Origin of the sequence: Micromonospora sp. NPDC047465 (genome assembly GCF_040643125.1) — a bacterium.
Lineage (GTDB): Bacteria > Actinomycetota > Actinomycetes > Mycobacteriales > Micromonosporaceae > Micromonospora.
In genome coordinates this window covers 24,777-50,063 of record NZ_JBEYTP010000047.1, presented here as the reverse complement: position 1 = coordinate 50,063, position 25,287 = coordinate 24,777, and the positions used below count along the sequence as shown (strand labels likewise).

General features: G+C 73.4%; 26 protein-coding genes and 1 pseudogene. 21 read left to right on the top strand and 6 right to left on the bottom strand.

All coding sequences use genetic code 11. The features are described from left to right. Nucleotides 1-23: 23 nt before the first annotated feature. On the bottom strand, nucleotides 24-902 hold the full coding sequence (locus ABZ793_RS29620) for a hypothetical protein (protein WP_357462951.1): 879 nt from the start codon (nucleotides 900-902) through the stop codon (nucleotides 24-26). 601 nt (nucleotides 903-1,503) lie between these two features. Here ABZ793_RS29620 and ABZ793_RS29615 point away from each other — a divergent pair. The 3 genes and pseudogenes from ABZ793_RS29615 (at nucleotide 1,504) to ABZ793_RS29605 (ending at nucleotide 3,079) form a co-directional block, all read left to right on the top strand. Further along, complete coding sequence (locus tag ABZ793_RS29615) at nucleotides 1,504-1,806, top strand: DUF6342 family protein (protein WP_357462948.1); 303 nt, start codon at nucleotides 1,504-1,506, stop codon at nucleotides 1,804-1,806. A 207-nt stretch (nucleotides 1,807-2,013) separates the two neighbouring features. Next, nucleotides 2,014-2,191 (top strand): annotated as a pseudogene (locus ABZ793_RS29610) (GntR family transcriptional regulator); the annotation flags it as partial. A gap of 354 nt (nucleotides 2,192-2,545) precedes the next feature. Continuing rightward, nucleotides 2,546-3,079 (top strand): HNH endonuclease, encoded by a 534-nt coding sequence (locus tag ABZ793_RS29605; RefSeq protein WP_357462945.1) that lies wholly within the window; start codon nucleotides 2,546-2,548, stop codon nucleotides 3,077-3,079. An 18-nt stretch (nucleotides 3,080-3,097) separates the two neighbouring features. Here ABZ793_RS29605 and ABZ793_RS29600 read toward each other — a convergent pair whose 3' ends face one another. The 3 genes from ABZ793_RS29600 to ABZ793_RS29590 all read right to left on the bottom strand — a co-directional run bounded on the left by ABZ793_RS29600 (nucleotide 3,098) and on the right by ABZ793_RS29590 (nucleotide 5,032). Then, nucleotides 3,098-3,946 carry a class F sortase gene (locus ABZ793_RS29600; protein ID WP_357462942.1) on the bottom strand — a complete coding sequence of 283 codons (849 nt, stop codon included), beginning with the start codon at nucleotides 3,944-3,946 and terminating at the stop codon, nucleotides 3,098-3,100. A gap of 12 nt (nucleotides 3,947-3,958) precedes the next feature. Further along, a complete protein-coding gene (locus ABZ793_RS29595) occupies nucleotides 3,959-4,441 on the bottom strand; it encodes a hypothetical protein (protein ID WP_357462963.1) in 483 nt (160 codons plus the stop codon). 138 nt (nucleotides 4,442-4,579) lie between these two features. Then, nucleotides 4,580-5,032, bottom strand: a complete 453-nt coding sequence (locus tag ABZ793_RS29590) for an Lrp/AsnC family transcriptional regulator (RefSeq protein WP_357462939.1) — start codon at nucleotides 5,030-5,032, stop codon at nucleotides 4,580-4,582. A 169-nt stretch (nucleotides 5,033-5,201) separates the two neighbouring features. Here ABZ793_RS29590 and ABZ793_RS29585 point away from each other — a divergent pair, with 169 nt between their 5' ends. The 14 genes from ABZ793_RS29585 (at nucleotide 5,202) to ABZ793_RS29520 (ending at nucleotide 18,433) form a co-directional block, all read left to right on the top strand. Beyond that, entirely contained in the window at nucleotides 5,202-6,101 is a 900-nt protein-coding gene (locus ABZ793_RS29585; protein WP_357462936.1) for a tryptophan 2,3-dioxygenase family protein, read from the top strand. A gap of 19 nt (nucleotides 6,102-6,120) precedes the next feature. Then, nucleotides 6,121-7,428, top strand: coding sequence for a kynureninase (gene kynU / locus ABZ793_RS29580; protein WP_357462933.1), 1,308 nt, complete (start codon nucleotides 6,121-6,123; stop codon nucleotides 7,426-7,428). A 56-nt stretch (nucleotides 7,429-7,484) separates the two neighbouring features. Next, nucleotides 7,485-8,822 (top strand): NAD(P)/FAD-dependent oxidoreductase, encoded by a 1,338-nt coding sequence (locus ABZ793_RS29575; protein WP_357462930.1) that lies wholly within the window; start codon nucleotides 7,485-7,487, stop codon nucleotides 8,820-8,822. Between the two features lie 23 nt (nucleotides 8,823-8,845). Then, nucleotides 8,846-10,327: a 2-hydroxymuconic semialdehyde dehydrogenase gene (locus tag ABZ793_RS29570; RefSeq protein WP_357462960.1), complete on the top strand. Its 1,482-nt coding sequence runs from the start codon at nucleotides 8,846-8,848 to the stop codon at nucleotides 10,325-10,327. Continuing rightward, on the top strand, nucleotides 10,324-11,121 hold the full coding sequence (locus tag ABZ793_RS29565) for a fumarylacetoacetate hydrolase family protein (RefSeq protein ID WP_357462928.1): 798 nt from the start codon (nucleotides 10,324-10,326) through the stop codon (nucleotides 11,119-11,121). Before ABZ793_RS29570 ends, ABZ793_RS29565 begins: the two co-directional genes overlap by 4 nt. Then, on the top strand, nucleotides 11,118-12,074 hold the full coding sequence (locus ABZ793_RS29560) for an acetaldehyde dehydrogenase (acetylating) (RefSeq protein WP_357462925.1): 957 nt from the start codon (nucleotides 11,118-11,120) through the stop codon (nucleotides 12,072-12,074). The genes ABZ793_RS29565 and ABZ793_RS29560 overlap by 4 nt, the downstream gene beginning before the upstream one ends. Continuing rightward, nucleotides 12,071-13,129 (top strand): 4-hydroxy-2-oxovalerate aldolase, encoded by a 1,059-nt coding sequence (gene dmpG / locus ABZ793_RS29555; protein ID WP_357462922.1) that lies wholly within the window; start codon nucleotides 12,071-12,073, stop codon nucleotides 13,127-13,129. Before ABZ793_RS29560 ends, dmpG begins: the two co-directional genes overlap by 4 nt. A gap of 55 nt (nucleotides 13,130-13,184) precedes the next feature. After that, complete coding sequence (locus ABZ793_RS29550) at nucleotides 13,185-13,958, top strand: fumarylacetoacetate hydrolase family protein (protein ID WP_357462919.1); 774 nt, start codon at nucleotides 13,185-13,187, stop codon at nucleotides 13,956-13,958. Nucleotides 13,959-14,082: 124 nt separating this feature from the next. Next, entirely contained in the window at nucleotides 14,083-14,511 is a 429-nt protein-coding gene (locus ABZ793_RS29545) for a RidA family protein (RefSeq protein ID WP_357462917.1), read from the top strand. After that, nucleotides 14,508-15,032: a 3-hydroxyanthranilate 3,4-dioxygenase gene (locus ABZ793_RS29540; RefSeq protein WP_350708470.1), complete on the top strand. Its 525-nt coding sequence runs from the start codon at nucleotides 14,508-14,510 to the stop codon at nucleotides 15,030-15,032. The genes ABZ793_RS29545 and ABZ793_RS29540 overlap by 4 nt, the downstream gene beginning before the upstream one ends. After that, nucleotides 15,032-16,066 carry an amidohydrolase family protein gene (locus tag ABZ793_RS29535; protein ID WP_357462914.1) on the top strand — a complete coding sequence of 345 codons (1,035 nt, stop codon included), beginning with the start codon at nucleotides 15,032-15,034 and terminating at the stop codon, nucleotides 16,064-16,066. Before ABZ793_RS29540 ends, ABZ793_RS29535 begins: the two co-directional genes overlap by 1 nt. A gap of 148 nt (nucleotides 16,067-16,214) precedes the next feature. Beyond that, nucleotides 16,215-17,678: an amidase gene (locus ABZ793_RS29530; RefSeq protein WP_357462911.1), complete on the top strand. Its 1,464-nt coding sequence runs from the start codon at nucleotides 16,215-16,217 to the stop codon at nucleotides 17,676-17,678. 73 nt (nucleotides 17,679-17,751) lie between these two features. After that, nucleotides 17,752-18,039 (top strand): hypothetical protein, encoded by a 288-nt coding sequence (locus ABZ793_RS29525; RefSeq protein ID WP_357462957.1) that lies wholly within the window; start codon nucleotides 17,752-17,754, stop codon nucleotides 18,037-18,039. Next, nucleotides 18,026-18,433 (top strand): DUF5130 family protein, encoded by a 408-nt coding sequence (locus ABZ793_RS29520; RefSeq protein ID WP_350708464.1) that lies wholly within the window; start codon nucleotides 18,026-18,028, stop codon nucleotides 18,431-18,433. The genes ABZ793_RS29525 and ABZ793_RS29520 overlap by 14 nt, the downstream gene beginning before the upstream one ends. Before the next feature lie 303 nt (nucleotides 18,434-18,736). Here ABZ793_RS29520 and pepN read toward each other — a convergent pair whose 3' ends face one another. Then, nucleotides 18,737-21,286: an aminopeptidase N gene (gene pepN, locus ABZ793_RS29515; protein WP_357462908.1), complete on the bottom strand. Its 2,550-nt coding sequence runs from the start codon at nucleotides 21,284-21,286 to the stop codon at nucleotides 18,737-18,739. A 210-nt stretch (nucleotides 21,287-21,496) separates the two neighbouring features. Between pepN and ABZ793_RS29510 the strand changes: the two genes are divergently transcribed. From ABZ793_RS29510 to ABZ793_RS29495, 4 genes are all read left to right on the top strand, one after another. Continuing rightward, nucleotides 21,497-22,120, top strand: a complete 624-nt coding sequence (locus tag ABZ793_RS29510) for a DsbA family protein (RefSeq protein WP_357462905.1) — start codon at nucleotides 21,497-21,499, stop codon at nucleotides 22,118-22,120. 280 nt (nucleotides 22,121-22,400) lie between these two features. Beyond that, nucleotides 22,401-22,850, top strand: coding sequence for a hypothetical protein (locus ABZ793_RS29505; protein ID WP_357462902.1), 450 nt, complete (start codon nucleotides 22,401-22,403; stop codon nucleotides 22,848-22,850). 169 nt (nucleotides 22,851-23,019) lie between these two features. Beyond that, nucleotides 23,020-24,219: a DUF1015 family protein gene (locus ABZ793_RS29500; RefSeq protein WP_357462899.1), complete on the top strand. Its 1,200-nt coding sequence runs from the start codon at nucleotides 23,020-23,022 to the stop codon at nucleotides 24,217-24,219. A gap of 71 nt (nucleotides 24,220-24,290) precedes the next feature. After that, nucleotides 24,291-24,758 (top strand): ribose-5-phosphate isomerase, encoded by a 468-nt coding sequence (locus tag ABZ793_RS29495; protein WP_357462896.1) that lies wholly within the window; start codon nucleotides 24,291-24,293, stop codon nucleotides 24,756-24,758. 145 nt (nucleotides 24,759-24,903) lie between these two features. Here the strand turns inward: ABZ793_RS29495 and ABZ793_RS29490 are convergent, their stop codons facing one another. Then, nucleotides 24,904-25,227, bottom strand: a complete 324-nt coding sequence (locus tag ABZ793_RS29490) for a hypothetical protein (protein WP_357462954.1) — start codon at nucleotides 25,225-25,227, stop codon at nucleotides 24,904-24,906. Between the last annotated feature and the right edge of the window lie 60 nt (nucleotides 25,228-25,287).

The following is a 25,287-nucleotide window of genomic DNA, read 5'->3' as shown; positions in this document are numbered from 1 at the left end:
GCAGATCCAAGACGCCGCGCGGGTCACCGACGTGCAGCACCCCGACCCGCTGACCGACCGCCCCACGACACCACCGTGCGGGCGGCCTCGTGCTGGGCCTGCCGCACCCGCCGCCGATGACGGGCCTCCACCCTGCGCGTCCGGGCCCGATACTGGCGCCACCGGCGTGACCCCCGCTGACCCGGCTTCGGTGCCCGTCGGGCGACGGCACGTCGGCGGGCTTTGGTGTCGGCCAGGTGCATGCGATGCTCGGCGCGGATCGCCCGCCCCGACACCAACAGCCCCTCCCCGCCGGGCCCGGCGACGGCGTACGGGTGGATGATTCCCATATCCACGCCCGCCACCCGGCCGGGATCCGGTCCCTCACCAGGCGGGTACACCGCTATCGGGACTTCGGCGGTGACGTCGAGGAACAGCCGGCCACCCTCGCACAGCAGGGTGATCGAGCGGACCTGCTCCACCGGATACGGGATCTCCCGGGCCAGGCGCATCCACAACGCCGGGGTGCCTCTTGTCGTGGGGATGCGCACGCGGTGGCCGTCGAGGGTGAACGTGCCGTAGTACCAGCGCACCGGCATCAACCCCCGCCGCCGGCGCGGGAACCGCGCCGACAGGTCGCCTGCCTTGCGGCGTTTCGCCGCCGCAAACCACGCATCCGAGAACCGCCGTAACACCGACCGCGCGCCAGTCGAGTCCAGCTCGGCGAACGTGCCCGGGCCGGAGGCCGACAACTCCCGATACAAGTCCTGATAGCCCGCCAGCGGCGCATCCCGGCGGCGGCGCCGCCACGCGTTGACTTCCAGAACGCACGCCCACACGTCACCGGCCGAGCGCAGCAGCCCGAAACACCGTCGCCGCTGCGCGGGGGTCACCCGCAGCGCGACACGAGCGGTTCGATGCACCACCGGCAGCGCAGCAGGATCCCGACGACGAGGCACAAACCGAAGCCAACACCACGGGTACGACAATTTCAGAATCGACGGGTTACCCGGTCAACGTTCAAAGACGAGGCACTAGCCGGATAGTCGCGCGGAACGTCCGGGCGCCACCTCGACAAGCTTGAGCACCTGATCCTCGTTTAACACCCACTTTGGTGCCCACGGTATTCCGCGCAGGAATTGCTTGAGGTCCACCCCGTCGCAAGGATTATCGGTGAGTGCCCTATCGGTGACGGCCGCGTTGGGCTCAGGATCCGCGATGGCGAGGGTGAAGCAGCGGTCACGGTCTGGGAGGGCGGTTTCGGGGGCGTTTGTCTGTTACGAGGGTGGCCGTTGATTAGGGGGCCCGGGCACGGAGAGCACGTCCACCCGCAACCACTCACGACGGTCATGCCGCCACCTTGTCTGAGCCCCTGCTTGGTCCTGGACACATCACCTTTACCTGACGGTAACCAAACTATTAATCGGCTCGGCAATATAGCCGACACTCGCAGTCGTCTATATACGCCATAGGCTTGTCCCCCGAACGCGGGAAATTCTCGCGAGTCAGGGAAGGGAGACTCCGATGCCGGATGTGGACTTGGGCGTGGCCACGGACTGGGACGAGGGTGACACCCACGGGCGAATCAAGCTGCGGCAGAATCAGTGCTACCCGAACTCGCCCAAGCAGGACGTGTTGATCAGCTCCCCGGTCAGCATCGAGCTGTCGGTGAACACCAACCACAGCACCAGCCAGGAGGCCGACAAGATTTTCTTCACCACCCACCACGGAAGCCAGAAGAAGATCATTGCCATCCTGGATTCCGACGGCAATCTGCAGATCGCCGGCCGCGTCACGGAAATGCAGACGGATCTGCAGTACCGATAACGACGCAAACGTGACGCCACGGGAGCGCCCGCACCGGCGGGTGCTCCCGTGTCATGCCGGGCGGGTCTGTCGAGTTGACGGGAGCGTCGGCCGGCGCGGCGTGCCGCAGCACCCCATCGGAGCGCTCCACTGGCCCTGGAGGGCGGACCCGTTCCGCGGGGGGTGGGACGAAGGTGACGTGATGGCGGAGGGCCGGTGCGCTACGCGATCGACGGAGAGCCGGAGGCCCGCATCGATCACGGGGCGCGGCTGTCGCCGTATCGGAGACTGGCTGGCATCCTTGCCGCCCGGATCGAGCGCGGCGACTGGCAGCCCAACCGGGCGATCCGAGTCTCAGTTGGTGCAGGAGTGCGGCCCTGCGCGGGCGACCGTGCGGCGAGCGGTGCTTCCCGCTTCACGTCAGGTACTCCAGTGATCTTGAACGACCTTGATCAAATTTACGGATCTCAATGCATATTCATGATCATTGGGCGCGGATCCGGCGCGACCGAGTGTGAGAACGGGCGTGAACCTCGAAGGGTTTGGAGGAGTCCGGCCCTGCTCAGGGGGTGGATCTACCGGTTTCCGGGTGATGCCTAAGCGGCTTCCGACATTAGTACGTGCAATCCGGGGGCCGATCAGGGACGATGGGCGCACGGACGTCGGTGATCCGGCCGGCGTCGGCCGCGGTGGGTCGCTGTGCCCGTTTCCCGGTCGGCGGTGGTGAGAGCGGGGCCGCTGAACCGGGAGGGTGATCGCGATGCCTGACATACGACCCACGGTGGGCTCCGGTGCGCTGGTCCTCAACGCCACCTACGAGCCGCTGTGTGTCGTGTCCGTGCGTCGTGCCGCCATCCTCGTGCTCTCCGCCAAGGCGGTCTGCGTCGCCGACGGCGACGGCGTCCTGCACAGCGCCCGCAACGCGCTGCCGGTGCCGTCGGTCGTCCGGCTCACCCGCTTCGTGCGGGTGCCCTACCGCACCCACGTCGGGCTCTCCCGGCGGGCGATCTTCGCCCGGGACGGCTGGCGCTGCGCCTACTGCCGGGGCCCCGCCGAGACCATCGACCACGTCTTCCCGCGCAGCCGTGGCGGCCGGCACGCCTGGGAGAACGTCGTCGCGGCCTGCGCCCGGTGCAACCACACCAAAGGCGACAAGACCCCGGCCGAGCTGGGCTGGCGGCTGCACGCGCTGCCGGCCGCCCCGAAGGGCACCGCCTGGCGGGTCCTCGGCCACCGGGCGCCCGACCCCCGCTGGGCCGACTGGCTCGACCTGCGTGAGCCCGAGGCCGCCTGACCCGCGAGGCCGCCCCGGTCAGGTGGTGCGGGATCGGACGAGGGACGCGAAGACCACCACGTTGTCGGCGTAGCCGGTCTCCCCGCCGACCCAACGCCCGCCGCAGGTGATCAGGCGTAGCCGGGGGCGGCTGAAGTCGCCGAAGACCTCGTCGACGGGCAGCCGCTCCTTGCCGAAGCGCTCGACCGTGTCCACCTCGAAGACCGCCACCGAGCGGTCGGCGCGGGTGACCTCGATGGGGTCGCCCTCCCGCAGGTCACGCAGCTTGTGGAAGACCGCCGGCCCGGTCGAGGTGTCGACGTGCCCGACGATGACGGCCGGGCCGTACTGCCCCGGGGTCGGGCCCTGGTCGTACCAGCCGGCCTCCTGGGCGCGGGCGGCGTCCGGCACGCCGATGCTGCCGTCCGGGGCGATGCCGACGTCGTGTACGGGCGCCCGGACGTCGATCGGGTCGATGGTGATGTCGACGGGCGGGCTGGCGGGCAGCACGGGGAACTTCTTCGGCGGTGGCCGCAGCCCCGCGATGAACCGGTCCGGCAGCACGCTCACGCCGGCGACCCGCTCCACGGCGAGCATCGCGATGATCAGCACCATCAGCGTCCCGATCACCAGGACCGGGAGTCCGGGGTTCCGGCCGGGCGCCAGCCGGCGACCGGCGGCAGCCCAGCGGTGCCGAGGTCGGGTGGGCAGCGGCTCGACCGCCGGGTCGGTGGTGGCGACGCTGGCCGACACCGTCTCCCCGGCCACCCGCCGCAGCCGGCGGGCGGTGGCGGCCGCGGCCCGGCGGGACGCCCGCAGCGCCCGCCGGGTGGTCGCCCGGACCCGGCCCGGGTCGGATCGCCTGGTACGCCTCTGGGAGCGGGCCATGGCGACGGCGGGTCAGGAACCGGTCCCGGTCCGACGACGGTTGCCGAGGAATCCGAAGCCCACGGCCAGGGCCACCGCGGCGAGGCCGCCCACCAGCAGCACCGAGCCGGTGCCCGTGCCGCCGGCGGTGCCGCCGCCCCCGGTCGCCGGCCCCTTCGTGGGCTGTTCCATGTTCAGCACCGTGAGCGTGGTCGTCGCGGTGTTGCCGTTGTCGCAGCGCAGGTCGACCGGAAAGTCCCCGGGCTGCTTGTTGCCGGGGATCGTGGCCTGGGCGGTCAGGAAACCGTTGTCGGGTCGCAGTACCACCGGTCCCCCGAAGGCGTCGGAGCGTACGGTGGCCTGGCGGTTGTTGGCGTTGTCGCAACTGGCCCGGATCCTGACCCGGGTGCCGGCCTGGGCGCTGTTGGGCACCACCTCGACGAAGGTGTTCTCGCCCGCCCGCGCGGGCGCGGGCGCGATCATGATCAGGACGAACGCCCCGACCAGGCCCAACACGGACAGGGCGCTGGTCAGGGCACGTGTGAACGCTGTGAACACCGGCATGATCCCCCCTTCCGGTGACGATCACCGGAATCCCTCCCCGGGCAACAGCGCCTGCTTTCCCGCTGGCCCCGGGGCAAACCCGGATCGCGGTCAGCGGTGGCGGGGGGAGGAGAGCGGGGTGACGGGGTGCCAGTCCAGCGGGGTGGACAGGACCATCGTGCTGGACGGCTGGCCGTACGGGGCGAGCCGGTCGATGACGGCCTCGAACTCCCCGATCGACCCGGCCGCCACCTTCAGCATGCTGCACGCGTCGCCCGTGATGCGGTGGATCTCCAGGATCTCCGGCCACCCCGCCACCTCGGGGTCGTGCAGGATGCACCGCGAGCCGTAGCAGGACATCCGGATGAACGCGACCACCGTGCGGCCGGCCCGGGTCAGGTCGACGTGGGCGTGGTAGCCGGCGATGATCCCGGCCTCCTCGAGCCGGCGCACCCGCTCGGCCACGGCCGGCGGCGACAGGTGCACCCGCCGGGACAGCTCGCTGAAGGAGAGGCGCGCATCGGCCTGCAGCTCCCGCAGCAGCGCCCAGTCCATGTCGTCCATGAGGCGACCTTACTTTCTCCAAGCCGAATCGCGCTCGCACCTTCCGCGCCGCAGGTCGGAGGGCGGTAGAGCCGTTGATCCGGCATTCCATCTGCCCGTTCGACCGCGAGATCATGTCGGTCACCCGGCCCGGTCAGGCCGGCGCACCCCAGCGAGCAGAGGAGGAGCGGTGGAGCAGACGGACCTGCGGGCGCCCACCCGGGCGGCGGTACGCCCGGTCACCCCGGGGCAGCGCGCCGCCCGAGCGGCCCGCAACGGCGGGGAGCCGACCCTGGAGTTCGCCGAGCGGGTGCCGTACGACGCGTACGTGCAGGCCAGCACGCTGCACCGGCTGCAGCGACCGCTGAGCGACGACCCGGGCGAGATGTCCTTCCTGATGGTCAGCCAGATCATGGAGCTGTACTTCGGGCTGACCTGCCACGAGCTGCGCGAGACCCAGCGGCTGCTGCGCGTCGACCGGGTGTGGGACGCGCTGGCCCCGCTGCGCCGTGCCGCCCTGCACCTGGAGGCGCTGAACGCCGCCTGGAAGGGGCTGCGCTGGATGACCCCGGCCGACTTCAACCGGTTCCGCAACCTGCTGGGCGAGGGCTCCGGCTTCCAGTCGGCGATGTACCGGCACCTGGAGTTCCTGCTCGGGCTCCGGGACGAGGCGCTGATCCGGCCGTTCCGGCGCCAGGCCGAGGTGTACGCCGAGCTGCGGGCCACCCTGGCCGCGCCGAGCGTCTGGGACGACGTGCTCGCGCTGCTCGCCCGGCACGGCCACGACCTCCCGGCCGACCTGCTGGACCGGGACGTCGCCGTCGAGCACGAGCCGCACGCCGCCGTCGAGGCGGCCTGGGTGCGGATCTACGCCCACGCCGGGCCGGACAACCACCTCCGGCTGCTGGGCGAGGCGCTGACCGAGGTCGCCGAGCAGTTCGGCGACTGGCGACAGCACCACGTCAAGGCGGTGCAGCGCACAATGGGCGCCAAGGTCGGCAGCGGCGGCTCCGCCGGACTGGCGTGGTTGCAGCGCAGCATGGCCCGGGTGGTCTTCCCCGAGCTGTGGTCGGCCCGGACCGCGATGTGACCGGAGAGCGAGACACCCCATGAACACCCCCGCACCAGACTCTTCCGGGTTCGCCGCCGGCGAGGCCGAGGCGCACCGCCGCGACGCCGCCGACCCCGGGCACCGCCACCTGTTCCACGTGCCGGCGGCCGACGGCGGCCGCTACCCCGAGGCCGCGTACCTGGCCGGCAACTCCCTCGGCCTGCAACCGCGGGCCACCCGTGGCGAGCTGCTCGCCGACCTGGACGCGTGGAGCCGCCTGGGGGTCGAGGGCCACCTGGAGGCGGAGCGCCCCTGGCTGCCGTACCACGAGCTGCTGACGGCGCCCGCCGCGCGACTGGTCGGCGCCGCCCCGGCGGAGGTCGTGGTGATGAACTCGCTGACGGTGAACCTGCACCTGCTGATGGTCAGCTTCTACCGGCCGGCCGGGGCGCGGACCCGGATCGTCATCGAGGACAGCGCCTTCCCCTCGGACAGCTACGCCGTGCGCAGCCAGGCCCGCTTCCACGGCCTGGACCCGGACGCCACCGTCGTCCGGTTGCGCCCCCGCGCCGGCGAGGACACCCTGCGCACCGAGGACGTGACCGACTACCTGGCCGCCGAGGGCGACCGGGTGGCGCTGGTGCTGCTCGGTGGGGTCAACTACCTCACCGGCGAGCTGATGGACATCCCGGCGATCACCGCCGCCGGCCGCGCGGCGGGGGCCGTGGTCGGCTGGGACCTGGCGCACGCCGCCGGCAACGTCCCGCTGGCCCTGCACGACTGGGACGTCGACTTCGCCGCCTGGTGCTCCTACAAGTACCTCAACTCCGGGCCGGGCGCGCTGGCCGGCGTGTTCGTGCACGAGCGGCACCTGGGTGACCCCGGGCTGCCGCGCTTCGAGGGCTGGTGGAGCACCGACGCGGCGACCCGGTTCGAGATGACCCCGGTCTCCCGCCCGCCGACCACCGTGGAGGCGTGGCAGGTCTCCAACCCGCCGATCTTCGCGATGGGCCCGGTGCGGACCTCACTGGAGCTGTTCGACTCCGTCGGCATGCCGGCGCTGCGCGAGCGCAGCATCCGGCTCACCGGCTACCTGGCGGGGCTGCTCGACGAGGTGACCGCGGACCGCCCGCTGACCGTGGTCACCCCGCGCGAGCCCGAGCGGCGGGGCTGCCAGCTCTCGGTGCGGATCGGCGCGGGCAGCGCCGCCGGGCTGGCCAAGCGGCTGCGGCACGAGCACGGCGTCATCGCCGACGCCCGGGAACCGGACATCATCCGGTTCGCCCCGGTGCCGCTCTACTCCACGTACCACGACTGCTGGCGGGTCGCCGACGCGCTGGCCACCACGGTGGAGGTCAACCGGTGAGCGCGAGGAGTGAGCCGGGGTTGCGAGCCCCGCAGTCGCGAACGGAGGCAGGCTCGGTGACCGAGGAGCGGGACGAGATCGCGGTGGTCGGCGCCGGCCTGGCCGGCTGCCTGCTGGCCTGCTTCCTGGCCCGCCGCGGCTACCCGGTGGCGCTCTACGAGCGGCGGCCCGACCCGCGTACCGGCACCGTCGAGCGGGGACGCTCGATCAACCTGGCGCTCTCCGAGCGGGGTCTCGACGCGCTGCGCCGCATCGGCCTCGACGGGCAGGTGCTCGCCGACGCGCTGCCCATGCGCGGCCGGATGGTCCACCCGGTCGTCGGGGAGCCGCAGTTCCAGTCGTACAGCGCCTCCGGCGACCGGGCGATCAACTCGATCAGCCGGGGTGCGCTGAACAACGCCCTGCTGGACGCGGCCACCGCCCTGCCCGGGGTGCGGACCGCCTTCGACCACCGGCTGGTCGGGCTCGACCCGGCCACCGGCGAGATGACCTTCGAGACCCCGGCGGGCAAGGTCGCGGCCAGCGCGTCGGTCGTGCTCGGCGCCGACGGCGCCGGCTCGGCGGTGCGCGGGCAGTTGCTGGCGTACGGGCTGCTGACCGAGAGCCTGGACTTCCTCGACTACGGCTACAAGGAGCTGACGATCCCGCCGCTGGGCGGGGACTTCGCCCTCGACCCGGACGCCCTGCACATCTGGCCGCGCGGCACCTCGATGATGATCGCCCTGCCGAACCCGGACCGCTCGTTCACCTGCACGCTCTTCTGGCCCACCCACGGCACCGCCAGCTTCGCCTCGCTGGGCAGCCCCGCGGCGATCGAACGGCACTTCGCCGAGCACTACCCCGACCTGCCGCCGCTCGCCCCGAACCTCGTCGACGACTACCAGCACAACCCGGTGGGCGTGCTCGGCACCGTGCGCTGCACGCCGTGGCAGGCGGACGGGCGGGTCGGCCTGCTCGGCGACGCGGCGCACGCCATCGTCCCGTTCTACGGCCAGGGCGCCAACTGCGCCTTCGAGGACGTCGTCGAGCTGGACCGCTGCCTGGACGAGTGCGCCGACGACTGGTCCGCGGCGCTGCCGCTGTTCCAGCAGCGGCGGCAGGCCAACGCCGAGGCCATCGCGCGGATGGCGCTGGCCAACTTCGTGGAGATGCGGGACAAGGTGGCCTCCCCGCTGTTCCAGGCCGGCCGGAAGGTCGAACACGCGCTGGAACGGGCGCTGCCGGGCCGGTACGTTTCCCGGTACGAGCTGGTGTCCTTCTCGACCACCCCGTACGCCGAGGTGGTGCGGCGCGTCCGCCGTCAGCACCGGGTGCTGGGTGCGGTGGCCGCCGGCGCGGCGGCGCTGCTGGCCGGCGCGGTCGGCGTGGCGATCAACCGAGGGAGGCGTCGATGACCGTCACCTGGGATCCCCGGCTGATGACCGGGCGGGCGCCCGACGGTCCGGGTCTGCTGCGCAACTTCGTCGGCGGCGAGTTCGTCGACGCCGGGCGCCGGTTCACCAAGCGCAGCCCGGTCACCGGCGAGCCGGTCTTCGAGGTCGTGGAGGCCGACCGGGCTTGCGTGGACGACGCCGTCGCCGCCGCGCGGGCGGCGCTGCGCGGGCCGTGGGGCCGGATGGGGGAGCGGGAACGCGCCGAGGTGCTCCGCCGGGTCGCCGACGAGCTGGAGCGCCGCTTCGACGACCTGGTCACCGCCGAGGTCGCCGACACCGGCAAGGCCATCTCGCAGGCCCGCACCCTGGACATCCCGCGCGGCGCGGCGAACTTCCGCGCCTTCGCCGAGATCGTGGCGACCGCGCCGACCGAGTCCTTCACCACGGTCACCCCGACCGGCGGCCGGGCGCTGAACTACGCGGTCCGCAAGCCGGTCGGCGTGGTCGCGGTGATCGTGCCGTGGAACCTGCCGCTGCTGCTGCTCACCTGGAAGGTCGCCCCGGCCCTGGCCTGCGGCAACGCGGTGGTGGTGAAGCCCAGCGAGGAGACTCCCGCGTCGGCGACCCTGCTCGCCGAGGTGATGGCCGCCGCCGGCGTGCCGGACGGGGTGTTCAACCTGGTGCACGGCTTCGGCCCGGACTCGGCCGGCGAGTTCCTCACCCGCCACCCGGGGGTCGACGCCATCACCTTCACCGGCGAGTCGGCCACCGGCGGCGCGATAATGCGGGCCGCCGCCGACGGCGTGAAGGCCGTCTCCTTCGAGCTGGGCGGCAAGAACGCCGGGCTGGTCTTCGCCGACGCCGACCTCGACGCGGCCGTGGCCGGATCCGTCCGCTCCAGCTTCACCAACGGCGGGCAGGTCTGCCTCTGCACCGAGCGGATCTACGTGCAGCGGCCGGTGTTCGAGGAGTTCACCGCCCGGCTCGCGAAGCGGGCCGGGGAGCTGCCGTACGGCTGGCCGGCCGACGAGGCCACCGTCAACATGCCGTTGATCTCGCACCAGCACCGCGCCAAGGTGCTCGGCCACTACGACCTCGCCCGCGCCGAGGGCGCCGAGGTGCTGGCCGGGGGTGGCACGCCGGCCTTCGGCGACGCCCGCGACGGCGGCGCGTACGTGCAGCCGACGGTGCTGACCGGGCTGGGCCCGGACGCCCGCACCAACACCGAGGAGATCTTCGGCCCGGTGGTGCACGTCGCCCCGTTCGACGACGAGGACGAGGCGTACGCGCTGGCCAACGGCACCGAGTACGGCCTGGCGGCGACGGTCTGGACGCGGGACGTCGGGCGGGCGCACCGGGCCGGGGCGCGGCTCGACGCCGGCATCGTCTGGGTGAACACCTGGTTCCTGCGCGACCTGCGCACCCCGTTCGGCGGGGTGAAGGCGTCCGGGATCGGGCGCGAGGGCGGCGTGCACTCGCTCGACTTCTACTCCGAACTCACCAACGTCTGCGTGGACCTGACATGACGGATTACGAAGCCGCGGCCCGGGAACTTGTCGAGGCGCGGGAGAACGGCAAACCCTGCCCGCCGCTGCGCGGGCGGCTGCTGCCCGAGGGGGACGTCACCTCGGCGTACCTCGTCCAGCAGCTCCAGGTGCGGCAGTGGTTGCAGCGGGGCCACCGCCGGGTCGGCGCGAAGATCGGGCTGACCTCGCGGGCGGTGCAGGAGGGCCTCGGCGTCTACCAGCCGGACTTCGGCGTGCTGACCGACGCGATGGCGGTGCCGGACGGGGCCGAGGTGGCGATCGACCGGCTGCTCCAGCCCCGGGTGGAGGCGGAGGTCGCCTTCGTACTCGGCGCGGACCTGCCCGACGAGCGGGTCACCACCGCGGACCTGGTCCGGGCGGTCGACCACGTGCTGCCGGCGATCGAGATCGTCGACTCGCGGGTCGCCGGCTGGGACATCTCCATCGTGGACACCGTCGCCGACAACGCCTCCAGCGGCCTGTTCGTGCTGGGCACCACGCCGCGCCGCCTCGCCGACGTGGACCTGCGGCTGTGCGGGATGGTCCTCGAACACGCCGGGGAGCCGGTGTCGGTCGGCGCGGGCGCGGCCTGCCTGGGCAACCCGCTGCACGCGCTGGAGTGGCTGGCGCAGACGCTGGCCCGCTCCGGCGATCCGCTGCGCGCGGGCGACGTGGTGCTCTCCGGGGCGCTCGGCCCGATGGTGCCGGTGACCCCGGGCGCGGCGTACGAGGCGCGGGTCTCCGGCCTCGGCTCGGTCCGGACGTGTTTCTCGTCGTCGGAGGAGGCGGCATGACTGTCGGGGTGGCGGTGATCGGGTCGGGCAACATCGGCACCGATCTGATGATCAAGGTGCTTCGGCTGAGTGACAGCCTGCGGATGGTGGCGATGGCCGGCATCGACCCGGCCTCCGACGGCCTGGCCCGGGCCCGGCGACTCGGCGTGGCGACCACCGCCGAGGGCGTCGACGGGCTGGTCGCGATGCCCGAGTTCGCCGACGTCGAGCTGGTCTTCGACGCCACCTCGGCCGGCGCGCACCGGCACAACGACGCGGTGCTGCGGGGGCACGGGCGCACCGTGGTCGACCTGACCCCCGCCGCCGTCGGCCCGTACGTCGTGCCCCCGGTCAACCTCGACGAGCACCTGCACGAGCGCAACGTCAACATGGTGACCTGCGGCGGGCAGGCCACCGTGCCGATCGTCGCCGCCGTCGGCCGGGTCACCCCGGTCGCGTACGGGGAGATCGTCGCCTCGATCGCCTCGAAGTCGGCGGGGCCGGGCACCCGGGCGAACATCGACGAGTTCACCGAGACCACCGCCCGGGCGATCGAGGTGGTCGGCGGCGCCGAGCGCGGCAAGGCGATCATCGTGCTCAACCCGGCCGACCCGCCGCTGCTGATGCGAGACACGGTCTACTGCCTCTGCCCGGACGTCGACGCCGACCGGGCCGCGATCGCCGCCTCGGTGGCGCGGATGGTGGCGACCGTCCAGGAGTACGTCCCCGGCTACCGGCTCAAGCAGGACGTGCAGTTCGACCGGGTCGACACGTACGTGCCGTCGCTGGGTCGGCACCTGACCGGGTTGCAGGTCTCCGTCTTCCTGGAGGTCTCCGGCGCCGGGCACTACCTGCCGGCGTACGCCGGGAACCTGGACATCATGACCTCGGCCGCGCTGCGCACCGCGGAGCGGCTGGTGGCCCTGCGCGCGGCGGTGACCGACCGCGACGCCGCCGTGGAGGTGACCGCATGACCGACCTGTACATCCAGGACGTGACGCTGCGCGACGGCATGCACGCCATCGCCCACCGCTACACCGTCGACCAGGTGCGCACCATCGCCGCCGCGCTCGACGCGGCCGGGGTGGCCGCCATCGAGGTGGCGCACGGCGACGGGCTCGCCGGCTCCAGCGTCAACTACGGCCACGGCGCGGCCAGCGACGCCGAGTGGATCTCGGCGGCGGCCGAGGTGCTGACGACCGCGAAGCTGACCACCCTGCTGCTGCCCGGTATCGGCACCATCGCCGACCTGAGGGCGGCGAAGGCGCTCGGGGTGACCAGCGTGCGGATCGCCACCCACTGCACCGAGGCGGACATCTCCGCCCAGCACATCTCCTGGGCCCGCGAGAACGGCATGGACGTCTCCGGCTTCCTGATGATGTCGCACATGAACGATCCGGCCGGGCTCGCCGCCCAGGCCAAACTGATGGAGTCGTACGGGGCGCACTGCGTCTACGTCACCGACTCCGGTGGCCGGCTGCTGATGTCCGACGTGGCCGAGCGGGTCGACGCGTACCGGCAGGTGCTGGAGCCGGCGACGCAGATCGGCATCCACGCCCACCACAACCTGTCGCTCGGGGTGGCCAACAGCGTGGTCGCGGTCGAGCACGGGCGGATCCTCGGCGACGGCCCGCTCGGCGCGCCGCACGGCCGGACGGTGCGGGTGGACGCCTCACTGGCCGGGCAGGGCGCCGGCGCCGGCAACGCGCCGCTGGAGGTCTTCGTCGCCGTCGCCGAGCTGCACGGCTGGAAGCACGGCTGCGACGTCTTCGCGCTGATGGACGCCGCCGACGACGTCGTCCGGCCGCTGCAGGACCGGCCCGTGCAGGTCGACCGGGAGACGCTCTCGCTGGGGTACGCCGGGGTCTACTCCAGCTTCCTGCGGCACGCCGAGCGGGCCTCGGACAAGTACGGCGTGGACGTCCGGTCGATCCTGGTCGAGCTGGGCCGGCGCCGGATGGTCGGCGGGCAGGAGGACATGATCGTGGACGTGGCACTGGACCTCGCCGGCAAGGAGGAATCGATGTGAGCGCGAGGAGTGAGCCGGTTTTGCGAGCCCCGCAGTCGCGAACGGAGGTGGCACGGTGATCGGCCCGGACACGGCGGGGATCGCCGAACGGTTGGGCGCGGCGGCCGACACCGCCACCGCGATCCCGCAACTGGCGGCCGAGGCCGGCCTGGACGTCGACGCCGCGTACGCGGTGCAGACCGCGCTGTTGCAGCGCCGGCTGGACCGGGGCGAGCGGCTGGTCGGGCTGAAGATGGGCCTGACCAGCAAGGCGAAGATGGCCCAGGTCGGCGTGGACGAGGTGATCTGGGGTCGGCTCACCGACACGATGCGGGTGCCGGACGGCGGCACGGTCGAGGTCGGCGACTACATCCATCCCCGGGCCGAGCCGGAGGTGGCGTTCCTGCTGGACCGGCTCCCCGAGCCCGGCGAGCCGGTCGGCGACTTCACCGACGCGGTCCGGGCGGTCGCCCCGGCGATCGAGCTGATCGACTCCCGGTACGCGAACTTCACCTTCTCGCTGCCGGACGTGGTCGCCGACAACGCGTCGGCCGCCGCGTTCGTGGTCGGGCCGTGGTGCCCGGTGCCGGACGGGCTGGACAACCTGGGCGTGCTGCTGGAGGTCGACGGGCGGGTGGCCCAGGTCGGCTCGACCGCGGCGATCCTCGGTGACCCGCGCCGGGCGTTGGACGAGGGGATCCGCCTCGCGGGTCGGCACGGGGTGCGCCTGCGCGAGGGCTGGGTGTTCCTGGCCGGCGCGGCCACCGCCGCCGTGCCGCTGCGTCCGGGGGCGCACGTCCGGGCCGTGGTGGAGAAGCTCGGCACCGCGTCGCTGCGGGCTTCGTCGTGATCGGCGTCGGGGGTTCCGGGCAGCCCACCCGGCTCCGGGCGGTCAGGCTTGACCCCTGCACCGGGCGGGCTGCCCGGAACCCCGTCGTGGTCGTTGCTCTCGCGTCGGTTCCGGTTGGTGCGTCATGAGCGGCGAGGCGCGCGTGGTGGCCGGGAAGGCCGTGCCGCGGGGGGCGTTTCCGCACGTCAAGGTGGCGGGCGGGTTCGTCTTCGTCTCCGGTACGTCGTCGCGGCGGCCGGACAACACCTTCGCCGGCGTCGAGGTGGACGAGTTCGGCACCACCAACCTCGACATCCGGGTGCAGACCCGGGCGGTGATCGAGAACATCCGGGACCTGCTGGGCTCGGTCGGCGCGGACCTGTCCGACCTCGTGCAGGTCACCACCTATCTGGTCAACATGAACGACTTCGGTGGCTACAACGAGGTCTGGGCGGAGTTCTTCGACGCGACCGGCCCGACCCGCACGACGGTTGCCGTGCACCAGTTGCCGCACCCGCACCTGCTCATCGAGATTCAGGCCGTGGCCCTTCTTCCCGCAGGAGGTCAGTCGTGAGTGAGATCGCCGAGCCGTTCAGCTTTCCGGGCTGGATCGCCGAGAACCAGCACCTGCTCAAGCCGCCGGTGGGCAACAAGGAGATGCTGCCGGGCAGCGACGACTTCATCGTCATGGTGGTGGGCGGGCCCAACCAGCGCACCGACTTCCACGTCGACCCGTACGAGGAGTTCTTCTACCAGGTCAAGGGCAACATGCACGTCAACCTGATGACCCCGGAGGGGCCGCGGACGGTGCACATCCGTGAGGGTCAGATGTGGATGCTGCCGCGCAACACGCCGCACTCGCCGCAGCGGCCGGAGGCCGGCTCGATCGGGATGGTCATCGAGCGGGTCCGCGAGGAGGGCACGCTGGAGAGGTTCCAGTGGTACTGCCCGGAGTGCAGCCACAAGGTGCACGAGGTCGAGTTGCAGGTCCGCGACATCGCCGCCGACCTGCCCCCGGTCTTCCAGGCGTTCTACGCCGACGAGAAGGCGCGCACCTGCGACAACTGCGGCGCGCTGCACCCGGGCAAGGGCTGATGGGGGTTCCCGCCGAGGGCCTGCCGGGGCAGGCGCGGTTCCCGGTGGTCGACGTGCACACGCACGTCGTACCGAGGGGGTGGCCGGACCTGGCCGCGGCGTGCGGCGGGTCCGGCTGGCCCTGGCTGCGGGTCGACTCCGAGCGCGCCGCCATGATCATGGTGGGGGAGACGGAGTTCCGGCCGGTCGGCGCGGAGTGCTGGGACGCGCCGACGCGGCTCGGCGACATGGCGGCGGACGGCGTCGACGTGCAGGTCGTCTCGCCCACCCCGGTCTTCTTCGGCTATGACCGCCCCGCCGACCAGGCCGCGAAGGTCGCGCGGATCTTCAACGACCTCACCCTGGAGGTCACGGCCGCCGGCGGCGACCGGCTGGTGCCGTTCTGCCAGGTGCCGTTGCAGGACGCGGACGCCGCCTGCGCCGAGCTGGACCGCTGCCTCGCGGCCGGGCACGCGGGCGTGGAGATCGGCAACCACGTCGGCGACCGCGACCTCGACGACGCCGGGATCGTGCAGTTCCTGACCCACTGCGCCGAGGTCGGCGCGCCGGTCTTCGTGCACCCGTGGGACATGCCGGGCGGCCCCCGGCTGGACCGCTGGATGGCCCGCTGGCTCACCGGCATGCCCGCCGAGACGCACCTGTCGGTGCTGGCGCTGATCCTCGGCGGCGTCTTCGACAAGGTGCCCGACACGCTGCGGATCTGCTTCGCCCACGGCGGTGGCAGCTTCCCGTTCTGGCTGGGCCGCGCCGACAACGCCTGGCACCGCCGGGGCGACCTGGTACGCGGATCCTCCGCCGCCCCGCCCAGCTCCTACGTCGACCGGTTCCACGTGGACTCGGTGGTCTTCTCCGGGCCGGCGCTGCGGCTGCTGGTCGACACGATGGGCGCCGACCGGGTGCTGCTCGGCAGCGACTACCCGTACCCGCTGGGGGAGCGGCCGGTCGGGCGGGTGGTACGCGAGGCGGACTTCCTCACCGACGACCAGCGCGCCAAGCTGCTCGGCGGCAACGCCCTGCGCTTCCTCGGCCGGTAACGGGACGGGGCAGGAGTGCCGTACGTCGCACGGCCGCGTTCGGCGAGGGACCGGCCGGTTCCGTCGTGCCGGGGGACGTGGGCCCCTCGCCGGGCCGGCCGGTCGTGTCGTCCGGCAAAGCGGCGGCCGGACCAGGCAGGATGACGGGATGGCCGAGCCGCACGACCTGACCGCGCTGGAGCAGGCCGCCGCGATCGCCCGCGGCGAGCTGTCCAGCGTCGAGCTGGTCGAGCACCACCTCACCCGGGTCGACGCGCTCGGTGACACGGTCGGCGCGTTCGTCACGCTCACCCCGGAGCTGGCCCGCGCGGCGGCCCGCGCCGCCGACGCCGCGCCCGCCGGGGAACGCGGCCCGCTGCACGGCGTGCCGACGGCGATCAAGGACCTCACCCTCACCGCCGGGGTGCGCACCACCTTCGGCTCGGCCGCGTTCGCCGACTTCGTGCCGCCCGTCGACGCCGACGTGGTCCGGTTCATGCGCGCGGCCGGGCTGGTCAGCCTGGGCAAGACCACCACCTCCGAGCTGGGCTGCTCGCTCTACTCCGAGGGGCTGGTCGCCCCGCCGGCCCGCAACCCGTGGGACCTGGCGTACACCGCCGGGGGCTCCAGCGGAGGGGCGGCGGCGGCCGTCGCGGCCGGGCTGGTGCCCGTCGCCCAGGGCTCCGACGGCGGCGGCTCGCTGCGCATCCCGGCGTCGCTGTGCGGGCTGGTCGGCTACAAGCCGAGCCGGGGCCTGGTCCCCGGCGGCCCCGTCGGGTTCGGCGCCTACGGCCTGCCGACCAACGGGCCGGTCGGGCGGACGGTCGCCGACGTGGCGGCCCTGCTCGACGTGCTGGCCCAGCCGGTGCCCGGCGAGCCCTACCTGGCGCCCGCCCCGCCGGCCGGCGGCTTCCTCGCCGCGGCCCGGGCGGCGGAGCCCGGTCGGCTGCGGGTGGGCCGGTTCACCACCCCGATGCTCGCCGACGAACCGGTCCACCCCGACTGCGTTGCCGCCGTGGACCGGGCCGCCGCGCTGCTCACCGCCGCCGGCCACGAGGTGGTCGACGTCCCCGCGCCGCTCGGGCCCGCGGTGTGGCCGCTGTTCGAGATCGTCTGGTACGTGCTGGCGCTCGCGCCCGTGCCGCCCGAGCGGGAGGGCCACCTGCTGCCGCTGACCCGTCACCTGCGCGCCCGGGGCGCGGAGGTCTCCGCCGGCACCCTCACCGCCACGCTCGGCGAGCTCCAGGCGCAGGTGCGCCTCGGCGTCCGGCGCACCGCCGGGTGTGACCTGCTGCTCTGCCCGACGCTCGCCGCGCCCCAGGCCCCGGTGGGCTGGTTCGCGGAGGGCGGCGACCCGGCGGAGGATTTCGACCGGCAACGCCGGTTCTCGCCGTACTGCGCCGTCTTCAACGTCACCGGCGATCCGTCGGTTTCGCTGCCGGTCGGCGTCACCGCCGAGGGGTTGCCCGTGGGCGTCCTGCTCACCGGCCGGTACGGCGACGACGCGAGGTTGGTCGCCACCGCTGCGCAACTGGAGAGCTCCAGTGGCGGATGGGAACGCCACCCCGCAATCTGGCGGGCCGTCGGCTCCGCTAACGTGAATGGCAGCGGAGTCGGGCGGTCGGCATCATGATCGTCCACCCGACCCGGATGTTCGAGGTCTCTTCTTCCGCCTGGGGGCGTTGGGATTGTCTGTAACCGAGACGTTGCTGGTCTTCGTCGGCATCCCGGCCGCCGCTGTGCTGGTGATCGCCGGCCTGGCGTACGCCGGTAGCCGTGGTGGCGGCCGTGGCGGCGACAAGCGCTACCGGCCGGGCCGGCCCTTCGACTTCACTCCGGTCTGGTTCCTGGGCCGTCCGGAGCAGCTGGCCGACTCGGCCGGCACCGCCCTGGCAGCGGGCGCGCAGGCGCCGGCGCTGACCAGCCGCAAGCAGGAGCAGGCCGGCATCGAGGCGCCGGCCGGTGGAACCGGAGGCGCAAGTGACCGTTGGTGAGAAGCAGGTCGGGACGGGGAATCCGCCCGAGGTGCTGGACGGGCCGTTCACGACCCGCCAGCTGCTGCGCATCGACGAGGCCCTGCGCCTGGCCGACCAGGGCACCGGCCTGGTCTTCTCGGTGTTCGTCGGCGGCCTCGACGAGCCGATCCGGGAGCACGCCGAGCGGCTGCACCGCCAGCTCGCCGAGCCGGACCGGTCGGTGCTGATCGCGGTGTCGCCCAACCAGCGCCAGCTGGAGATCGTCACCGGCCGGCACGCCCGCAAGCGCATCCCGGACACGTACGCCCGGCTCGCCGCCCTGTCCATGGTGGCGGCCTTCGGCGGCGGCGACCTGGCCGGCGGCATCATCAACGGCCTCGACCAGCTCGCCAGCCACGCCGGCAAGGGCTGAGCGCGCCGTTCACACCGAAGCCCGGTCCGCCAGTGCGGACCGGGCTTCGTCGTGAGCGGACCCGGGCGGTCGGGTCGGGCGGTGGCGCTGGCCGCCGTGCGGGCCCGGGCGGTCGGGGTCGGGCGGTGGCGTTGGCCGCCGCGCGGGCCCGGTGACGTTGCCGTCGCGGCGTGACCCGGCACGGTGCCGTTACGCCCACCGCCTCCCCGGACACCGCGACCGGCGGCCTCGGGTGGGACCCGCACGACGCAGGCCGGGGCCGGCGCGGGTCTCCCCACGCCGGCCCCGGCCTGTCGGACCTGCTCAGGCGCTCCGGGCGTCCCTGGCGCGGGCCTTGAGGGCCCGGACGACGCCGTCGCGGCCCTCGGCGACCAGCCGGCGCAGCGGGGCCGGGTGCCCGTCGGCGGCCAGCCACGCGTCGGTCGCCGCCACGGTCTCCTCCTCCACCAGGTACGTCGGGTACGCCAGCTGCGCGAACTCCTGCGCCGGCTCGCTGTCCCGGCTGGCCCACACCTGACCCACCGCGGCGAAGTACTTCTCCCGGTACGGCGCGGTCAGCTCGACCTGCGCCGCGTGGGTGAAGCCCTGCAGCAGCGCCCGGTGCCGCCAGTTCGGCAGTGCCTCCGGCCCGGTCAGCTCCGCCCAGACGGCGGCCTTGTTCTCCGCCGTCGGCACCAGCGCGTGCGCGTGCGCCGCCTCCCGGTCGCCGCTGGCCGTCCGGTCGGTGGCCAGCTCGGCCTCGATCTCGGCGGGACCGGCCGCGCCGTTGGCGACCAGCGCGTCCAGCACCGTCCAGCGCAGCTCGGTGTCGACGGTCAGCCCGGCGGGGACGCCGCTGCCGGCCAGCCAGCCGCGCAGGGTCGCCAGGTCCTCGGCGGAGCGGGCCGCCGAGGCGTACGCCCGGGCCCAGGCGAGCTGGAAGCCGCTGCCCGGCTCGGCGGCGGCCAGCGCGGTGCGGGCGGTGCGGGCCAGCTCCGCCCAGCCGGTCGGCGCCCAGGCCGGATCGGCGTAGACGGTGAGCGTCGTGGTGGCCTGCCGCAGCGTCGCCGTGACCAGGTTGATGTCGGTCTCGGCGGGCAGCCCGGCCAGCACCAGCGCCACGTAGTCGCGGGCGGCCAGCTCGGCGTCCCGGGTCATGTCCCAGGCGGCCGTCCAGCAGAGCGCGCGGGCCAGCGACGACTCGAGCCCGGCGATGTGCTGCACCACGGTGGCCATCGACCGCTCGTCCAGCCGCAGCTTGGTGTAGGTGAGGTCGTCGTCGTTGAGCAGCAGCACGTCGGCGGCGCGCACGCCGCGCAGCTCGGCCAGCTCCGTCCGCTCGCCGGTCACGTCGACCTCGAGGCGCTCGCGGCGGACCAGCCGGCCGTCGGTCAGGTCGTAGAGACCGACCCCGATCCGGTGCGTGCGCAGCGTCGGGTGCCCGGCCGGCGCCTCCTGGCGCACCACGACGTTCTCGTAGGCGCCGTCCGCCCCGATGGTCACCTCCGGCCGCAGCGTGTTGACCTGCGCGGTCTCCAACCACTGCGCGGCGAACTTGCGCAGCTCCCGGCCGGAGGCGGCCTCCAGCTCGGTGAGCAGGTCGTCGAAGGTGGCGTTGCCCCACGCGTGCTTGCCGAAGTACGCCCGCAGGCCGGCCAGGAACGGCTCCTCGCCCACGTACGCGACCAGCTGCTTGAGCACGCTGGCGCCCTTGGCGTAGGTGATCCCGTCGAAGTTGACCTCGACGGCCTCCAGGTCCGGCATCTCGCAGTAGACCGGGTGGGTGGAGGAGAGCTGGTCCTGCCGGTAGCCCCAGTTCTTGCGGATGGAGAGGAAGGTCGTCCACGCCTCGCGGAACCGGGTCGCGTGGGTGTTGCACCAGTGGCTGGCCCACTCGGCGAACGACTCGTTCAGCCACAGGTCGTTCCACCAGCGCATGGTGACCAGGTCGCCGAACCACATGTGGGCCAGCTCGTGCAGGATCGTGTTGGCCCGCTGCTCGTACTCGAAGTCGGTCACCTGCGAGCGGAAGATGTAGTGCGCCTCGGCGTGCGTGACGCAGCCGAAGTTCTCCATCGCGCCGGCGTTGAAGTCGGGCACCCAGAGCTGGTCGTACTTGGGCAGCGGGTAGCGGACGCCGAACTGCTCGTGGAAGAAGTCGAAGCCCTGCTTGGTGATCAGGAAGAGGTCGTCCGAGTCCATGTACTGCGCCATGGAGGCGCGGCAGTAGGCACCCAGGTCGATGCCGTCGTGGCTGTCCCGCACCTCGTGGTACGGCCCGGCGCAGAGCGCGGTGATGTAGGTGCTCATCCGCACGGAGGTGGCGAAGTGCATCGTCTTGAGGCCCTCGCCCGCCGGCTCCTCGCGCTCCACCGGCATGTTCGAGACCACCTTCCAGTGGTCCGGGACCGTGGCGTGCCAGGTGTAGACGCTCTTCAGGTCGGGCTGGTCGAAGCAGGCGAAGACCCGCTGCGCGTCCGCCGTCTCGAACTGGCTGTAGAGGTAGGTCTCGCCGTCGACCGGGTCGACCGTGCGGTGCAGGCCCTGCCCGCTGTTCGAGTACGCGAAGTCCGCGTCGACCACCAGCGTGTTCTCGCTGCCCAGCCCGGACAGCGTCAGACCCTTCTCCGCCGACCACCCGCCGAGGTCGACCGGGGCGCCGTTCAGCGTCGCCGACCGCACCGAGTCGGCGGCCACCTCGATGAAGGTGCTCGACCCCGGCTCGGTGCACCGGAACCGGATCTCGGTGGTGGATCGGAAGGTGCGACCCTCGGCCGCCTGGACGGCGGTCGAGAGGTCAAGACTGATGTCGTACCCGGTCACGTCGAGCAGGCGGGCCCGCTCGGTGGCCTCGACCTGCGTCAGGTTGCGCACTCCCGGCACTGTTCGTCTCCATCCCGTCTCGCCGTACGCCTCGTTGGCGCCGTCACCGACCGCTCGTGACGGCCGGATTCGAGTCTTCCATGCACGAACACCCCGCGGTGGGCGAGGTCACGCTCTCATTCCGGTGCCGGTCGATGGCCGGCGGGGTGAAGATCAGGGAAGGCGCCGGAGGCGGCGCCACCTGTCGTGAAGGGACCCACCGTGAGCGAGCGTGTCGCTGTAGACATGTGGTTCGACCCCATCTGCCCGTGGGCGTGGATCACCTCCCGCTGGCTGCTGGAGGTCGAGCAGGTCCGGGACGTGGACGTCCGCTTCCACGTGATGAGCCTGTCGGTGCTGAACGAGGGCCGGGAGGTGCCCGAGAAGTACCAGGAGCTGATGCGCACGGGCTGGGGCCCGGTGCGGGTCTGCATCGCGGCGGAGCAGCGGTACGGCCAGGAGGCCGTCCGGAAGCTCTACACCGCGCTGGGCACCCGGATCCACCTCGGGCAGGAGAAGCTCTCGCCGGAGCTGTTCGCGGCCGCGCTGGCCGACGCCGGGCTCGACCCGGCGCTGGCCGAGGCCGCCGAGAGCGCCGGTTACGACGAGGCGCTGCGGGCCAGCCACGAGGCCGGCATGCGCCCTGTCGGCACCGACGTCGGCACGCCGGTGATCCACGCGCCGGGCCCGGACGGCGGCACGATCGCCTTCTTCGGCCCGGTGGTCACCCCGCGTCCGAAGGGCGAGGCGGCGGGTCGGCTCTGGGACGGCGTCCTGCTGGTCGCCGGCACCCCGGGCTTCTACGAGCTCAAGCGCTCCCGCGAGCTCGGCCCCATCTTCGACTGACCTCCACGGCGGTCGCGAGCCGTGCGCCGGCCGGACGGGCGCACGGCTCGCGGGCCCGGATGCCGCCGGTCGCGCGCCTGGTGCCGCCGCGCGCGTTGCGGCGGGTGCCGATGCCGTGCGCGTTGCGGCCGGGTGCCGCCGTGCGCGTTGCGGCTCGGCGGAGCCGCGGCCGGCGGGGCGCGGTCCCCGGCGTCACCGGGGGGCCGGCGGACTCGTTCTCTTCGGTGTCCGCCGCAGCGACCCGCAGGGCCGCACCCCGCAGCTCGTGGAGGCAATCCCGATGGCCAAGCACCGTGCTTCCGGTGAAGATCTGCTGACCGGGGAGGAGGTGACCGAGGCCCCGGAGGCGGCGTACTGGTCGGTCGACGACTCCCGCTGGCCGGCGGTCCGCCCCGACCTTCCCGCACACATGGTGGACCTGCTCGCCCCGCCGATCGTGGTCGGCGTCGCCCGCGTGCCGGCCACCTCCCGGCTCACCCCGCCGGCCGAGCACCGGCGGAACGGGCCCGCCGACCAGCGGCCGACGTCGGCGGCCGAGCAGCGACGCAACGCGCCGGCCGACCACCGGATCGGCCCGCCGGCCGAGCAGCGACGCAACGCGCCGGCCGAGCACCGGCCGGCGTCGGCGGCCGGGCCGCGGACGATCGTGCCCGCCGCGCCGGGCGGGTCGGGTCGGCGACCGGCGGGCGCTCCCGCGTCGGCCGGCCGGCACCGCCTGCCGGCGAAGTAGCCACCGCCTGCCGGCGAAGTAGCCACCGGCGGGCGGGGACACGGCCGGTCGGCGGCGTGGCCGGCCGCACCACCCGAAGCGACGGCCCGGCACGGCCGCTCTTTCATCTGGTGGACGCCGCGCGGGTCCCGCCGCACCGGCGGTCGCGTCGCCGGTAGCGTGGTCGCACATGACGGTCGTGCATCCGATCGCCCGGGCCTGGATCACCACTGGCGGCACCGGCGCGCAGAACTACGACGAGTTCGCCGACGACGCGGAGATCACCGCGATCATCGAGGCGAACCCGCACAGTGCCCTCGGCATCGAGATGCCGCACCGGGCGCCGGAGAGCCTGGGGAAGTCCTTCCTCGACGCCCTGCCGGACGCGGTGACCCGCCTCGCCGAGGCCAAGGCCGACGGCAGCTACACCCCGGCCGAGCAGGTCGTGGTCCTCTACCGGATCAGCGCGCCGGGGGAGGAGACGGCGTACGGGCTCTGGGCCATGACCGACACCGACCAGATCTCCACCCGGGCCGACGAGCCCGGTCTGGTCATCCGCAACGAGGACGTCTTCATCGCCAAGGTGCGGGAGCGGGTGGCCCTGGCCGAAGCGCTGGGTCACCTCCTCTCGCCCGTACTGCTGCTGCAGACCGGGCGCGGCGACGAGCTGCACGCCGCGCTCGCGGCGGCGACCGACGCGGCCGGGGCGCCCGCGGCGACCGACACCGACCAGGCCGGGCGCACCCACGCCATCTGGCTGCTCGGCCCCGGCCCGCAGCAGGACGAGCTGACCGCGCTCGCGGGCGGCGGGGAGCTGGTCGTGGCCGACGGCAACCACCGCAGCCTGGCCGCGCAGACCGGCGGGCTGCCGCGCTTCCTGTCGGTGATCACGACGCCGGCGTCGGTGGCGATCCAGCCCTACAACCGGCTGGTCAGCGAGCTGACCACCACCGCCGGCGAGCTGCTCGACCGGCTCCGCGCCGCCGGCGCGGAGGTCACCCCGATCGACGGACCGGTCGAGGTCCCGGCGGCCGGCGGCACCGTCCACCTCCGCCTCCCCGACCGGGGGTACGCCGTCACCCTGCCGCAGGTGGGCGGCGGCCGGCTGGAGAACCTGGACCACGCGCTGGTCGAGCGGCTGCTGCTGCGCGACGCCCTCGGGCTCGACCCGGGCGACAAGCGGATCACCTACGTCGGCGGCGACTACCCGGCGAGCTGGCTGACCGGAGAGGTCGACGCGGGTCGGGCCGAGCTGGCCGTCCTGATCGCCCCGGTGACCGTGGACGACTTCGTGGCCGTCAACCTGGCGCGGGAGAAGATGCCGCGCAAGAGCACCTGGTTCACCCCGAAGGCGCGCGGCGGCCTGGTGGTCGCCGAGCTGTCCCGCTGAGTTGTGACGAATCCGCCCCGGGACGCCGCCCGCGCGGCGTCCCGGGCGCGCGCCCTGACAGACTGCGCGGTATGCGCGTCTACCTGGGATCCGACCACGCCGGTTTCGAGCTGAAGGTGCACCTGGTCAACCACCTGACCAAGGAGGGGTACGACGTCGTCGACGTCGGCCCGCACGCCTACGACCCGGACGACGACTACCCGGCCTTCTGCCTGCACACGGGTGACCGGGTGGTGGCGGACGCCGGCAGCCTCGGGGTGGTCATCGGCGGCTCCGGCAACGGCGAGCAGATCGCCGCGAACAAGGTGAGCGGGGTCCGCGCGGCCCTCGCCTGGAGCATCGAGACCGCCCAGCTCGCCCGCGAGCACAACGACGCGAACATCGTCGCGGTCGGCGCGCGCCAGCACACCCTGGACGAGGCGACGGCCATCGTCGAGGCGTTCCTGACCACTCCGTTCTCCGGCAACGAGCGGCACGCCCGCCGGATCGGCCAGATGGCCGACTACGAGCGCACCCGCCAACTGCCCGCCCTTCCCTGACCCGCCGCCTCCCACCCCGCGCCGTCTTCCTGCCCGGCGCACCTGGCGGCACCGGTCCCGGATCCTGGTGCGGAGCGGCCCCGTGGGGTCACCTCCGTACCAGGATCAGCGGGCGGCGCGGGTCGGCGTCGGTTGCGGTCCGGCGTCAGCGGCGGGGGAGGTCCTCGCGGGGCGTCCAGTTCCGGCGGATGACCACCACGCGTTCCTCGGCCGCGGCCAGGTCCTCGTCGGTCGGCTGGGCGGCGTCGCGGGCCCGCATCGCCGCCGTCACGCTCACCTGGGACGAGCCGGAGCCGACCAGGCCGCGCAGGCCGCGCTCCCCCTCGTCGCCCGGGCCGCCCCGTCGACCGCGCGCGGGCTCGGCGCCGCCGTCGTGCACGCCCGGGGTCGTGGCCCGCGGCCCCTCGGGCGCGCCCGGGTCGCCGCCCGAGTGCCGTAGCCGGCGGCGCCGTCGCTCCACGTCCCCCATCAGCCGACCGTACCGCCCGAGGACCACCGCCGCCGGCCCGCCCGCCTGTCGTCGCCGGAC

Excerpts from the sequence above, each read along its gene's own strand:
- ABZ793_RS29615 (WP_357462948.1), top strand. The coding sequence starts at position 1,504 with ATGCCGGATGTGGACTTGGGCGTGGCCACGGACTGGGACGAGGGTGAC.
- ABZ793_RS29605 (WP_357462945.1), top strand. The coding sequence starts at position 2,546 with ATGCCTGACATACGACCCACGGTGGGCTCCGGTGCGCTGGTCCTCAAC.
- ABZ793_RS29600 (WP_357462942.1), bottom strand. The coding sequence starts at position 3,946 with ATGGCCCGCTCCCAGAGGCGTACCAGGCGATCCGACCCGGGCCGGGTC.
- ABZ793_RS29590 (WP_357462939.1), bottom strand. The coding sequence starts at position 5,032 with ATGGACGACATGGACTGGGCGCTGCTGCGGGAGCTGCAGGCCGATGCG.
- kynU (WP_357462933.1), top strand. The coding sequence starts at position 6,121 with ATGAACACCCCCGCACCAGACTCTTCCGGGTTCGCCGCCGGCGAGGCC.
- ABZ793_RS29570 (WP_357462960.1), top strand. The coding sequence starts at position 8,846 with ATGACCGGGCGGGCGCCCGACGGTCCGGGTCTGCTGCGCAACTTCGTC.
- ABZ793_RS29565 (WP_357462928.1), top strand. The coding sequence starts at position 10,324 with ATGACGGATTACGAAGCCGCGGCCCGGGAACTTGTCGAGGCGCGGGAG.
- ABZ793_RS29560 (WP_357462925.1), top strand. The coding sequence starts at position 11,118 with ATGACTGTCGGGGTGGCGGTGATCGGGTCGGGCAACATCGGCACCGAT.
- dmpG (WP_357462922.1), top strand. The coding sequence starts at position 12,071 with ATGACCGACCTGTACATCCAGGACGTGACGCTGCGCGACGGCATGCAC.
- ABZ793_RS29545 (WP_357462917.1), top strand. The coding sequence starts at position 14,083 with ATGAGCGGCGAGGCGCGCGTGGTGGCCGGGAAGGCCGTGCCGCGGGGG.
- ABZ793_RS29535 (WP_357462914.1), top strand. The coding sequence starts at position 15,032 with ATGGGGGTTCCCGCCGAGGGCCTGCCGGGGCAGGCGCGGTTCCCGGTG.
- ABZ793_RS29530 (WP_357462911.1), top strand. The coding sequence starts at position 16,215 with ATGGCCGAGCCGCACGACCTGACCGCGCTGGAGCAGGCCGCCGCGATC.
- ABZ793_RS29505 (WP_357462902.1), top strand. The coding sequence starts at position 22,401 with ATGGCCAAGCACCGTGCTTCCGGTGAAGATCTGCTGACCGGGGAGGAG.
- ABZ793_RS29500 (WP_357462899.1), top strand. The coding sequence starts at position 23,020 with ATGACGGTCGTGCATCCGATCGCCCGGGCCTGGATCACCACTGGCGGC.
- ABZ793_RS29495 (WP_357462896.1), top strand. The coding sequence starts at position 24,291 with ATGCGCGTCTACCTGGGATCCGACCACGCCGGTTTCGAGCTGAAGGTG.
- ABZ793_RS29490 (WP_357462954.1), bottom strand. The coding sequence starts at position 25,227 with ATGGGGGACGTGGAGCGACGGCGCCGCCGGCTACGGCACTCGGGCGGC.